The 12116-nt window shown below is 70.2% G+C and carries 10 protein-coding genes; 8 read left to right on the forward strand and 2 right to left on the reverse strand.

The window, feature by feature from the left end; genetic code table 11:
- The first annotated feature begins 77 nt into the window (after positions 1-77).
- The gene (locus tag C470_RS01775) at positions 78-869 is read left to right on the forward strand and encodes a 2-amino-3,7-dideoxy-D-threo-hept-6-ulosonate synthase (RefSeq protein ID WP_004595802.1); all 792 of its coding nucleotides are present in this window, start codon (positions 78-80) and stop codon (positions 867-869) included.
- Between the two features lie 26 nt (positions 870-895).
- Here C470_RS01775 and C470_RS01780 read toward each other — a convergent pair whose 3' ends face one another.
- A complete protein-coding gene (locus C470_RS01780; RefSeq protein WP_008364822.1) occupies positions 896-2449 on the reverse strand; it encodes an HTTM domain-containing protein in 1554 nt (517 codons plus the stop codon).
- A 121-nt stretch (positions 2450-2570) separates the two neighbouring features.
- On the opposite strand from C470_RS01780, the gene C470_RS01785 reads away from it, so the two are divergent.
- Together C470_RS01785 and C470_RS01790 are read left to right on the forward strand one after the other, a co-directional pair.
- Positions 2571-3743, forward strand: coding sequence for a 3-dehydroquinate synthase II (locus tag C470_RS01785; RefSeq protein ID WP_008364823.1), 1173 nt, complete (start codon positions 2571-2573; stop codon positions 3741-3743).
- Positions 3744-4448: 705 nt separating this feature from the next.
- A complete protein-coding gene (locus C470_RS01790) occupies positions 4449-5066 on the forward strand; it encodes a hypothetical protein (RefSeq protein ID WP_008364825.1) in 618 nt (205 codons plus the stop codon).
- A 26-nt stretch (positions 5067-5092) separates the two neighbouring features.
- On the opposite strand, the gene C470_RS01795 is transcribed toward C470_RS01790, so the two are convergent.
- Positions 5093-6619, reverse strand: coding sequence for a carboxypeptidase M32 (locus C470_RS01795; protein WP_008364827.1), 1527 nt, complete (start codon positions 6617-6619; stop codon positions 5093-5095).
- 146 nt (positions 6620-6765) lie between these two features.
- Here C470_RS01795 and C470_RS01800 point away from each other — a divergent pair, with 146 nt between their 5' ends.
- The 5 genes from C470_RS01800 to C470_RS01820 all read left to right on the forward strand — a co-directional run bounded on the left by C470_RS01800 (position 6766) and on the right by C470_RS01820 (position 12023).
- Positions 6766-7812 carry a threonine aldolase family protein gene (locus tag C470_RS01800; protein WP_008364828.1) on the forward strand — a complete coding sequence of 349 codons (1047 nt, stop codon included), beginning with the start codon at positions 6766-6768 and terminating at the stop codon, positions 7810-7812.
- Between the two features lie 141 nt (positions 7813-7953).
- Entirely contained in the window at positions 7954-8310 is a 357-nt protein-coding gene (locus C470_RS01805; RefSeq protein WP_008364830.1) for a DUF2209 family protein, read from the forward strand.
- Positions 8307-9665: a GTPase HflX gene (gene hflX / locus C470_RS01810; protein WP_008364832.1), complete on the forward strand. Its 1359-nt coding sequence runs from the start codon at positions 8307-8309 to the stop codon at positions 9663-9665. The genes C470_RS01805 and hflX overlap by 4 nt, the downstream gene beginning before the upstream one ends.
- Positions 9666-9785: 120 nt before the next feature.
- On the forward strand, positions 9786-11741 hold the full coding sequence (gene acs, locus C470_RS01815) for an acetate--CoA ligase (protein WP_008364833.1): 1956 nt from the start codon (positions 9786-9788) through the stop codon (positions 11739-11741).
- 69 nt (positions 11742-11810) lie between these two features.
- Positions 11811-12023, forward strand: coding sequence for a DUF2061 domain-containing protein (locus C470_RS01820; RefSeq protein WP_008364835.1), 213 nt, complete (start codon positions 11811-11813; stop codon positions 12021-12023).
- Positions 12024-12116: the final 93 nt, after the last annotated feature.

Consider the following 12116-nt stretch of genomic DNA (forward strand, 5'->3'; position numbering starts at 1 on the left):
GGAACGGTACAATACGTCCCCGAACGAAACCGACTTACCTCCGATTGCCACAGACTCACACAACGACCCACCCCACAATGACAGCAGGACTCTCGGCACGACTCGACCGCATCTCCACGAACGACCGATACCTCATCGTCCCGATGGACCACGGGATCACGATGGGCGCCGTCGAGGGGCTCGTCGACATCGAGTCGACGATCGACGGCGTCACGAGCGGCGGCGCGGACGCGGTGCTCACCCAGCGCGGGATCGCGCCCCGCGTCCACGAGAACAAGAACGACGCGGGCTACATCGTCCACCTCAACGGGTCGACGACGATCGGGCCCGACGAGAGCGACAAGCGCGTCACCGGCACCGCGGAGGACGCGGTCCGCGCCGGCGCCGACGCCGTCTCCTTCCACATCAACGTCGGTTCCGACCACGAGCCGGACCAGATCGAGGAGCTCGCCGAGCTGACGGCCGACGCCGAGCGGCTCGGGCTTCCAGTCCTCGCGATGGCGTACGCGCGCGGGCCGGGCGTCGACGAGTCGGACCCGGAGGCGCTCGGGCACGCCGTCCGGCTCGCCGAGGAGCTCGGCGCAGACGTGGTGAAGACGGGCTACTCCGGCGACGGCGACTCCTTCGAACGCGTGACGGAGTCGACCCGGCTCCCGGTCGTCATCGCCGGCGGTTCGAAGGGGACCGACCGCGAGACGGTGGAGATGGTCCGCGGCGCCATGGACGGCGACGCCGCCGGCGTGTCGATGGGGCGGTCGATCTTCCAGCACGACGACCCCGAGGGGATCGCGCGCGCCGTCTCCGCGGTCGTCCACGACGACGCCGCCGTCGAGGAGGCGCTGCGGGCGGGCGGATTCGTCGAGGCGTAAGGGGTCGATCGCGCTCGGGATCCGCCTCAGCAGGCGACGCGCACTCGCTCTTCCGCGTCCGGTTCCCCGACCGGGCCGTCCGAGTCGACGGGCTGTTCGACGTGGACGACCGCGACGGATTCTAAGTCGCGGTCCGATCGCTCGCAGGCGTACGCCGCCACCGGCCGATACTGCGACTCGCCGGCGCTCTTCATTCTGAAGCCGAACTGGTGCCAGAGGGTCGACGGATACGTCTCCGCCGCGTCCGGCGGCCGGTCGTACGAGACCGCGCCGCCGTCGCGCAGGTCGATCGTCTCGCCGGATTCCAGCGTCCCCGCGACGACGTACCAGCCCGAGGCGTCCGGTGGGTTCGGGGCGAAGAACGACCAGCTCACCTCCGACAGCTGTCCGGTCGACTCCTGTGCCGGGAGGTCGACGAGCCCGACCCCCGCCGCCTGCCACCACACGAGCGCGAGGAAGAAGCCGACGAGCAGCGCGGCGGCGCCCGCCCTGATCCCGCGGCGGGTCCGCGACGGGGTCGGAGACGGGGTCCGTGCGTCGGTCCCGCCGTCGCTCCGGTGTGACCGATCGGTCCCCGCGAGCCCCGCGGACTCGGAGACCCTCGACGCGACGGCCTCGACGCGGTCCCACGCGTCGGGCGGGAGGAACAGGAGCAGGACCGCGCTCATGACGTACGGGAACACCGCGAGCCGCATCGTCGCGGCCATGCCGAGGTGGGCGGAAACGAACGCGAGGGCGATCCCGGTCCTGCGCCGCCCGGTCGTGACGACCAGTAGAGGGGAGACGGAGAGGAGCGCGATCCAGAGCCAGTTGATCGCGGTGAGGGCCGCGGTGTACTCCGAGACGAGCGGCCCCAGCCCGACGGTGAACTCGCCCAGCTGGAAGATCCGGGGGACGGCAGTCCCCGACATCCAGGCGCCGCTCCGGTACTTCGAGACCGCGTTCGCCGCGTATATCGACACGAGCGTCAGGAGCGTGACGGCCGTGCCGATCGTACAGATCCGCCGGTCACCGGCGTCGCCTCCCCCGGCGCCCGCACCTCCGTCAGCGTCGTTCGGCTCCCCGCGAACGCTCCGGCGGCCCGCACCGAGCGACCAGCGGGCGTCAAGCGGGAGGAAGAGGCTCAAGAACAGGAAGGCGACAAGCACCGTGTTCCCGCCGTTGAGCACGTACGGGTTCCGCGCGTACAGCGACGCGAGCAGGAGGACCGAGAGGCCCGCCGCCGCCCGCGTGCGATAGCCGACCAGCAGGCAGGCGGCGGCGACGGCGGTAACCGCGAGCAGCCCCGTCTGTACCCGCGCCGATCCGGAAATCGCGTAGAGGGACGCCCGCTCCAACAGCGGGAAGACCTCGGCGAGCGTCGCGCGGGGGAGGACGCCGTCGTCCGTGTAGAACGTCCGCACCGCCGGAAGTCGGTAGATCAGCAGGTCAGAGAGGATCACCAGCGCCGCCGCGATCCGGAACGCGCCGAGCGCCCGCGGGTCGATCCCGAGGTGTGGCCGCGCGCGTTCGCGCAGGGACTCGCGCGCCGCGGCGTACCGGGACCCCGCGTCCGAGAGGCGCTGGCTTGGTTGCGTCATACGGGGGCGTGTGTCAGACGATACTATCTCACCGATAAGTGCTTTGTCGTCTGCCGGGCCGCCGCCCGCAACGCCCGACCCTTTCGCAGTTTTCAAGCCGGCGCGCCGCGACGATTCGACAATGACACGCACGGTCTGGGTCAAAGCCGACGGCGACGTCGGCGACTGGGAGGCGCGCAAGCGACGGGTCACGACGGCCATCGAGGCCGGCGCGGACTGGGTGCTCGTCGACGAGGGCGACGTCGGCCGCGTCCGGGAGCTCGGCGACGTGAACGTGGCGGCGTTCCGCTCGGACGCCGACGTGATCGACGACGCCGAGAGCGACGTCGAGGCCGACGCGTACTTCGTCGGCAAGGGCGGCGAGGGCGACGGGACGGTCTCGATGCCGGACGACTTCTCCGGGTCGGCGGACCTGACCACGCTGCGCCGCCGCGACGACCGCGCGCAGGGCGCGTACGTCCGCGTCCTCGGCACCGAGTACGAGGAGTTCGCCGAGGCCGCGGCCGACGAGGCCGAGTTCACCGTGGTCATCGGCGAGGACTGGTCGATCATCCCCTTAGAGAACCTCATCGCCCGGGTCGGCGACGAGACGCACCTCGTCGCGGGCGCGACGACCGCCGCAGAGGCCCGGACCGCGTTCGAGACGCTGGAGATCGGCGCCGACGGCGTCCTGCTCGACGCCGACTCGCCCGACGAGATCCGCGGTGCGGTCGAGGCCCGCGACGCGGCCGACCGCGAGACGCTGGACCTCCGGCACGCCGAGGTGACCGAGGTCGAACAGACCGGGATGGCGGACCGCGTCTGCATCGACACGGGGTCGCTGATGGACGACAGCGAGGGCATGCTCGTCGGCTCGATGTCGCGCGGGCTCTTCTTCGTCCACGCCGAGACCGCGGAGTCGCCGTACGTCGCCTCGCGACCGTTCCGCGTGAACGCTGGCGCGGTCCACGCGTACGTCCGCAACGCCGAGGGCGGCACGAACTACCTCGCGGAGCTGTCGAGCGGCGACGAGGTCCAGGTCATCGACACCGACGGCCACACCCGCGAGGCGGTCGTGGGCCGGGTGAAGATCGAGAAACGCCCGATGTTCCGGATCCAGGCCGAGATCGAGACCGACGACGGCACCGACCGGATCGAGACGCTCATCCAGAACGCCGAGACCGTGAAGATCGCTACGAGCGAGGGGCGGAAGGCCGTCACCGACGTCGAGCCCGGCGACGAGGCGCTCGTCTACTACGAGGACGTGGCGCGTCACTTCGGCGAGGCCGTCGAGGAGAGCATCATCGAGAAGTAATCGGGGTCTCGCGACCGGAGGGCGCTGTTAAATTTCTCTTTATAAACACCGACAGGCCTGGAACAGCCGATAGCTGAAGCGTGCTTCTTGATCGATTTCGGAGTGAGTATCGCATATCGCTGGCGACGAAACGGTATTTAAATGATCGTGAGCGACGGCGACGTGTATTTATAAATGGCAGGCGGTGGCGCGCCTGCGAGCGGCCGGAGCGAAGCGGAGGCCGCGAGCCAGCCCGCGAGGGAGTCAGTCGCCGGAGCGAAGCGGAGGCGACTGACGAGGCTGGGGAGGCCTGAGGCTGCGGTGCTGGGCGGTCGGGGGAGGACTCAAAGGGGCAGTCGCGAGGGCGAAGCACGCCGCAGTAAGCACCGCAAGGAGCGAGTGAAACGAGCGACTGAGGAGCGCAGCAAGGCGCGCGAGCCGTCGCGACTGGGGCTTTGGAGATCCTCATCCCACCAGCCTCAAGCATTTATAAACAGCCAACGGCAAAACCGAGATTCTATTTATAAATGGCCTCACTCACGACGTACTACACGTACTCCCGCTATCGCTCCTCTCTTCCTCTGTACTGAGCGATCGAGAGCGCTGAACCACCAACCACGAGTACTCACCGGAGTACTGGGGCGGTAAGCGCGTGGTCATCGCCGAGAACCGGCCGCGATCGTGTCGACCAGAACGCATTTGACGGAGACTCGGGATCCGGCGTCCATGGCCGTCGCTGACGAAGGCAGCCGTCACGTCGCTGAGTCGGGATTCGTCGACCGAGTTCGCCACCTCGCGGACGCCGCGAACCCGGCGTTCGCGGCCGGGAGCTTCCTCGTGCCGCTGGCCTTTCTCGCCGCGAGCCTCGCGCTCGCGAACACCGAACTGCTCTTCTACACGCACGTCGCCGCCGGCGCGGTGTGGTTCGGGTTCGCGATCATCTTCCCGGCGATCATCGGGCCGACGCTGGGCGGCCTCGACGAGGAGGCGTCGGCCGCGGTGAACAGGACGCTGATTCCGAAGGCCGTCTTCTTCCTCGTCGGCTTCTCGCTGACGACGGTGCTGTCCGGGACGGTCCTGCTGACGCCGGACCTCGGGCTCGGCTACGGCTTCGGCGGGACGTGGTCGGGGCTCGCGCTCGGGCTCGGCTGGGGGCTGTTCGCGTTCGGGCTGGCCGTCCCGCACCGGCTCCAGCTCAGCGCGTACTACGAGACGCTGTCGCCGGACCCGGACGCCTCGCGGCTCGAATCGATCGAGAAGAAGAACCTCGTGGTCGGGCTGTTCGAGGGCGCCGTGATGCTCGTCCTCATCGTGTTGATGACCGGGTTCCGGCTGGGAATATAAACGCGAGTTAGCGGGAACGGAGCGACTCAGATCCCGTACAGCTCGCCGTACTTCTCGTCGACGTAGTCGAGGAACGCGTCCGCCGAGAAGTCCTCGCCGGTCGCGCGCACCACCAGCTCGTTGGTCTCGTAGCGGGAGCCGTGCTGATGGACGTTCTCGCCGAGCCAGTCGTGGAGGTCGCCGAACTCGCCGTCGGCGATCTTCCCGTGGAGGTCGTCGATCTCGTCCTCGGCGGCCTCGAACAGCTGGGCGGCCATCACGGAGCCCAGCGAGTAGGTGGGGAAGTAGCCGAAGTTGCCGTGGCTCCAGTGGATGTCCTGGAGGCAGCCCTCGCTGTCGGTGTCGGGTCGGATGCCGAGGTACTCCTCGTACTTGTCGTTCCAGACCCCGGGCACGTCCTCGACGTCGAGGTCGCCGCGGATCAGGTCGCGCTCGATCTCGAACCGGATCACGATGTGGAGGTGGTAGGTGAGCTCGTCGGCCTCGACGCGGATGAGGTTGTCCTCGTACACCTGGTTGAACGCCTCGTAGGCGTCTCGAACCGTCGCCTCCTCCGTCTGCGGGAAGTGCTCCTGGAAGACGGGGAGGAACTCCTCCCAGAACGCCTCGCTGCGCCCGACGTGGTTCTCCCAGAGGCGCGACTGCGACTCGTGGACCGAGAGGTCGCGCGACTCGCCGAGCGGCGTGCCGAAGTGCTCCTGCGGGAGCCCGAGGTTGTACTGCGCGTGGCCGAACTCGTGGATCGTCGAGCCGACGGCGCCGAGCGGGTCGTTCTCGTCGAAGCGGGTCGTCACGCGGCAGTCGAACTGGTTGCCCGAGGTGAACGGGTGCGAGGAGACGTCGAGGCGGCCGCGGTCGAAGTCGTAGCCGACGAGTTCGAGCGCCTCCCGCGAGAGCGCTTCCTGCTCGTCCTCGGGGAACGTCCCCTCGAACGTGTCGACGGCGAGCTCGACGTCGGACTCGCGGATCTCCTCGATCATCGGGACGAGCGCCTCGCGGAGCTCCGTGAGGATCGACTCGGCGCGCTCCATCGAGAGGCACGGCTCGAACTCCTCGAAGAGGACCTCGTAGGGGTCGCGGTCGGGGTCGATGTGCTCGGCGTACTCGCGTTTGAGCTCGACGTGCTTCTCGAGGTAGGGGGCGAACTCGTCGAAGTCGTCCTCGGCCTTCGCCTCCTCCCACGCCTGGAGCGCCTCGGAGCCGGTCTCGGAGATCTCCTCGACGAGCTCGACCGGGACGGCGTCGGCTCGCTCGTACTCGCGGCGGACCTCGCGGACGACCGCCGCCTGCTCGTCCGTGAGGTCTGCGTCGTCGAGCTCGTCGAGCAGCTCGCCCGTCTCGTCGGCGGTGACCATGTCGTGGTGGACCGAGGAGAGCGCCGAGAGCTGCTTCGACCGAGCGGGTGTCCCGCCCTCGGGCATCATCACCTGTTGGTCCCAGCCGAGGACGCCGGAGGCGCTGCCGACCGCGTTCCACCGCTGGACGCGGTCGAGGAGGGCGTCGTAGGCGTCCGGTGCGTCGGCTGCGTCGTCTGGCGCGGCTTCCGTTGCCATACGCCACGGATCGGCCGCTGTCGTTAAATAGGGACCGAACGCGGAACCGGGTGGATCGGCCTCGGGACCGTCGGAAACGGTCGGTCTCCGAGGGCGTTCGCCGAGCGCGGGATATATGCCCGCCGCCGCGGAACGACAGACAACCGATGTCCGACGACGACTTCATCGACCTGCGGTCCGACACCGTCACGGCGCCCTCGGACGAGATGCGCGACGCGGCCGCGACCGCCGAGGTCGGCGACGACGTGTACCGCGACGACCCGACCGTCAACGAGCTGGAGCGCCGCGCGGCCGAGGCGGTCGGCACCGAGGCCGCGCTGTACGTCCCCTCCGGGACGATGGCGAACCAGATCGCGGTCCACGCGCACACGGAGCCGGGCCAGGAACTCCTCTTGGAGCGCGAGTCCCACATCTACCGCTGGGAACTGGCGGGCGCGGCCAAGCTCTCCGGCGTCCAGACCCGGACGATCGACGCCGGCGAGCGCTGCGTCCCGACCCCCGAGGCGGTCCGCGAGGGACTCGTCGACGAGGACCTCCACCGACCAGGGACCGGCCTCCTCTCTCTGGAAAACACCCATAACTACCGCGGCGGCAAGGCGGTCCCGGTCGACCGGATCGCGGCCGCCGCCGAGGCCGCCCGCGACGCCGGCGTTCCGGTCCACCTTGACGGCGCGCGCGTGTTCAACGCCGCGGTCGCGCTCGGCGTCGACGCGAGCGAGATCGTCGCGCCCGTCGACAGCGTCACCTTCTGCCTCTCGAAGGGGCTCGGCGCGCCCGTCGGCTCGATCCTCGCCGGCGACGAGGCGTTCGTCGAGGACGCGCGCCGCGTCCGCAAGCTGTTCGGCGGCGGGATGCGCCAGGCCGGCATGATCGCCGCCCCCGCGCTCCGCGCGCTGGAGAACGTCGACCGCCTCGCCGAGGACCACGCCAACGCGGAGCGGCTCGCGGCCGGCCTCGACGCGCTCGACGGCGTCGACGCGCCCGCGCCCGACACGAACATCGTCGTCGCGCACACCGAGGAGGCCGGGGTCCCGGCCGAGTCGCTCTACGCGGCGTGCAAGGAGGCCGGCGTCGGCTGCGTCGAGTTCGCGGACTACACGACGCGGTTCACCACGCACCTCGACGTCGACGAGACCGACGTCGACGAGGCGGTCGAGCGGATCGGGGCCGTCGTCGACGACCTCCGGGACTGAGCGCCACCGCTGTCGAACGCCCGACGGAAACGTTCAATTCGCCGGGTGACTAACGTATTCGCATGGACGCACAGGCACTCGACGCGGACGCGCGGACCGGTCGAACCGTGGTGAACCGCTCCCGCCCCTGAGGTCGTCGGCGTGGACATCAGCGGCCGTCACGAGGAGGACGGCGAGTACCTGATGGTCGCGGCCGCGGTCCACGCGCGGGTCGACTCCGCGCGGATCCGGTCGGTGGAGGGAATTGGCTTCGCGGCGGCGCGCGAGGGGCCGACGCTGGAGGCGACCGTCGCGCTCGCAGCGGAGGCGGTCGGCGACCTCCCTTCACCGCCCGAGGGGCCGGTCGTGGCCGAGGGCGGCGAGTTCTACGAAGAGCCGGCGGAACGCGTCGGACTCAGCTTTCAGCCCGACTTTAAATACGTCGAGAGCATAGGCGAGCGCGAAACAGTGCAGGCAGCACACCACGCCGCGTACGCCGCCCGGGACCTCCTCCGATGAGCGAGGGCACCGGGAGAGCGGACGCCGACGCCGAGTCGTCGACCGAGGGACGCCGCGCAGTCGTCGCCAAGCGCGTCGACTCCGGGGATGCCGATCTCACCGAGATCGGACAGCTCGCGGCCGCTGCGGGCTACGACGTGGTCGGCGAGCTCACCCAGACGCGCACCGAGGACGCCGCCTTCATGTTCGGCGAGGGGAAGGTCGCGGAGCTGCGCGACCTCGTCCGCCGGACGGACGCGAACGCCGTGATCATCGACAACGACGTTGGCCCGTACCAGACGTTCAACATCGGCGGGAAGCTCCCCGAGGGCGTCGAGGTCGTCGACCGGTTCACGCTCATCTTGGAGATCTTCGGCCAGCGAGCCAACACGCGGAAGGCGCAGCTCCAAGTCGAGCTCGCGGAGCTCCGGTACGAGCTGCCCCGCGCGGAGGCGAAGGCGAGCCTGGCGAAACGCGACGAGCGGCCCGGGTTCATGGGGCTCGGAGAGTACGACGAGAGCGTCGAGCGCGACATCAAGCGGCAGATCTCCGAGATCCGCGACGAGCTGGAGTCGATCGCGGAGAAGGAGGAGGCGCGCCGCGAGCAGCGCCGCGACTCCGGGTTCGACCTCGTCGCGCTCGCCGGCTACACCAACGCGGGGAAGTCGACGCTGATGCGCCAGCTCGCCGACGAGCTGGCCGTCGACGAGAACGACGAGCGCCACCGCGACCTCGACACCACCGCCGAGTCGCAGGACATGCTGTTCACGACGCTCGGGACGACGACGCGCCGGGCCGAGATGGAGAAGCGCGACGTCCTCCTCACCGACACGGTCGGCTTCATCGCGGACCTCCCCCACTGGCTCGTGGAGTCGTTCGAGTCGACGCTCGACTCCGTCTACCGCGCCGACCTCGTGCTGCTCGTCGTGGACGCCAGCGAGCCGGTCGAGGAGATGCGCGAGAAGCTCGTGACGAGCCACGACACCCTCTACGAGCGCAACGAGGCGCCCGTCGTCACCGTGTTCAACAAGATCGACCGGCTTGCGCCCGGGGAGCTCGCCGACAAGCGCGGCGCGCTCTCGGGCGTCGCGCCCGACCCGGTCGCCGTCTCGGCGAAGACGGGCGCGGGCGTGGCGGAGCTCCGCGACCGCGTCGAGGACGAGCTCCCGGACTGGGAGCGCGAGCGGCTCGTCCTCCCGGTCTCGGACGACGCGATGAGCCTCGTCTCGTGGGTCCACGACCACGGGCACGTCGCCGAGGAGACGTACGCGGGCGACCAGGTGACCGTCGACTTCGAGGCGAAGCCCTCCATCGTCGCCCGCGCCCGGGCGAAGGCCGCCGAGCTCTCGGCGCCGCCCGCCGAGGAGTCGGCCTGAGCGGGGGCGACCGGCCGCTCTCGGCGGGCCGCCGCGTTCGACGCCGACTCTTGCTCGGCGCCGACTCGCTCGGCGGCGACCCGGACAAAGTATACGGGCCTCCGCGGGCCATACAGTGTCATGGACGATCCCGGGACCGACGGTCGGCTCGTCGAGCGGGACGAGGACGCCGTCCCACCGCCGGCCGACTTCCGGACGCGAGCCGCCGCGAGCGACCCCGCGGTGTACGAGCGGTTCGACCGCGAGGGGCCGGAAGCGTGGCGAGAGGCCGCCGACCTCCTGACGTGGGACCGCGAGTACGAGACGGTCCTCGACGACTCCCACCCCCCCTTCTACGAGTGGTTCCCGGACGGGCGGCTCAACGCCGCGGCGAACTGCGTCGACCGGCACCTGGACGACCGCCGGAACCAGCTCGCGATCCGGTGGTTCGGGAAGCGGGGCGAGCGCCGGTCGTACACGTACCTCGACCTCCACCGCGAGGTGAACGCGGTCGCGGCCGGGCTCCGCGAGCTCGGCGTCGAGGAGGACGACGTGGTCACGCTGTACCTGCCGATGGTCCCGGAGCTGCCGATCGCGATGCTGGCGTGCGCTCGCATCGGCGCGCCGCACAACGTCGTCTTCGCGGGGCTGTCCGCGGAGGCGCTCGCGACCCGGATCGACGCGGCCGACTCCGAGTACCTGATCACCTGCGACGGCTACTACCGCCGGGAGGACGCGTTCAACCAGAAGTCGAAGGCGGACAACGCCCGGATCCGCGCCGAGGGGGAGCTGTCGGCCGCGGTCGTCGTCGACCGCCTCGGCGACGAGCTGGCCGTCTCGCTGGGCGACGACGAACACGAGTACGACGCGCTCGTCGACGCGCACGACGGGGAGACGGTCGAGCCGGTCGCCCGCGACGCGACCGACCTCCTCTTCGTGATGTACACCTCGGGGACGACCGGGCGGCCGAAGGGCGTCGAGCACGCGACCGGGGGGTACCTCGCGCACGTCGCGTGGACGACCCGGAACGTCCTCGACGTGCGCCCGGAGGACACCTACTGGTGCGCCGCCGACATCGGCTGGATCACGGGCCACTCGTACGGCGTGTACGGCCCGCTCGCGACGGGGACGACCACCGTGCTGTACGAGGGGTCGCCCGACTACCCGGACCGCGACCGCGTCTGGGACCTTATCGAGCGCAACGCGGTGAGCGTCTTCTACACCTCGCCGACCGCGATCCGGTCGTTCATGAAGTGGGGCGCGGAGTACCCCGAGTCGCACGACCTCTCGTCGATCCGCCTGCTGGGGACCGTCGGCGAGTCGATCACGCCGAAGGCGTGGCGCTGGTACCGCGACCACGTCGGCGGCGGCGACGTCCCCGTCGTCGACACGTGGTGGCAGACGGAGACGGGGGCCATCTCGCTCGCCACCCTCCCGGGGATCACGCCGATGAAGCCGGGGAAGGTCGGCCCGCCGCTGCCGGGCATCGACGCCCGGGTCGTCGACGAGGACGGCGAGCCGGTCGACCCCGGCGAGTCGGGGTACCTCACGCTCGCCTCCCCGTGGCCCGGCATGCTTCGCGGGCTCCGCGAGGGGGACGAGCGCTACCTGCGGGAGTACTGGGTGAAGGGCGAGGACGGCTGGCGCTACCGCACCGGCGACGGCGCGACCGTCGACGAGGACGGCTACGTCACGATCCTCGGCCGCGTCGACGACGTGATCAACGTCCGCGCGCAGCGGTTCAACACCGGCGAGCTGGAGGCGGCCATCGTCGACGCCGACGGCGTGACCGAGGCCGCGGTCGTCGGCGACGGCGACGGGCACATCGTGGCGTACGTGACGACGAAGAGCGGGGTCGAGCCCGACGAGCCCCTCCGCGACGCGGTCGCGGACCGGCTGGCGAGCACCGTCGGCGACGTGGCGCGCCCGGACCGGGTCGTGTTCACCCCCGAACTCCCGAAGACGCGATCGGGGAAGATCATGCGGCGGTTGCTGGAGGACATCGCCCGCGGCGAGGAGTTCGGCGACGTGAGCGCGCTCCGAAACCCCGAGGTCGTGGGCGAGATCGAGTCGACCGTGCGAGACATGAGTAGGTGAATCTGGTCTCTGTAAACGCATTCTGACGCGGGTCCCACGTACGTATTCGCGGCGACCGAATCGACCGGCATGGGAGCTGCCGGTTTCTCGCGGGAGGCGATACAGGCCCGTCGCCGGGCGGTCGTCGAGACCGGTCGCTACCTGGCGCTGATGGTGACGGTCGCGGTCGCGTTTCTCGTCGTCGGCGACGTCGGGCAGGCGGCGAGCACCGGTCTCGTGACCACCGTCTCGAAGCCGCTCACGTACCACGGCCACGAGCGGCTGTGGGACGACGTCTCCTGAGGCGTCGGCGCGTCCGGCTGACGGCGACCTCGTTTCGGAGCGCAGAACAGAACCGAAACCCTTCGATCGAGACGCGACCGCGGAGAGGGGTGC

The organism is Halorubrum distributum JCM 13561 (assembly GCF_000337395.1).
In the GTDB taxonomy this organism is placed as follows: domain Archaea; phylum Halobacteriota; class Halobacteria; order Halobacteriales; family Haloferacaceae; genus Halorubrum; species Halorubrum distributum.

Bases quoted from the DNA above. Each gene is read 5' to 3' on its own strand.
- C470_RS01775 (WP_004595802.1), top strand. From the start codon at position 78: ATGACAGCAGGACTCTCGGCACGACTCGACCGCATCTCCACGAACGAC.
- hflX (WP_008364832.1), top strand. From the start codon at position 8,307: ATGAGCGAGGGCACCGGGAGAGCGGACGCCGACGCCGAGTCGTCGACC.
- C470_RS01785 (WP_008364823.1), top strand. From the start codon at position 2,571: ATGACACGCACGGTCTGGGTCAAAGCCGACGGCGACGTCGGCGACTGG.
- C470_RS01795 (WP_008364827.1), bottom strand. From the start codon at position 6,619: ATGGCAACGGAAGCCGCGCCAGACGACGCAGCCGACGCACCGGACGCC.
- C470_RS01820 (WP_008364835.1), top strand. From the start codon at position 11,811: ATGGGAGCTGCCGGTTTCTCGCGGGAGGCGATACAGGCCCGTCGCCGG.
- C470_RS01790 (WP_008364825.1), top strand. From the start codon at position 4,449: ATGGCCGTCGCTGACGAAGGCAGCCGTCACGTCGCTGAGTCGGGATTC.
- acs (WP_008364833.1), top strand. From the start codon at position 9,786: ATGGACGATCCCGGGACCGACGGTCGGCTCGTCGAGCGGGACGAGGAC.
- C470_RS01800 (WP_008364828.1), top strand. From the start codon at position 6,766: ATGTCCGACGACGACTTCATCGACCTGCGGTCCGACACCGTCACGGCG.
- C470_RS01780 (WP_008364822.1), bottom strand. From the start codon at position 2,449: ATGACGCAACCAAGCCAGCGCCTCTCGGACGCGGGGTCCCGGTACGCC.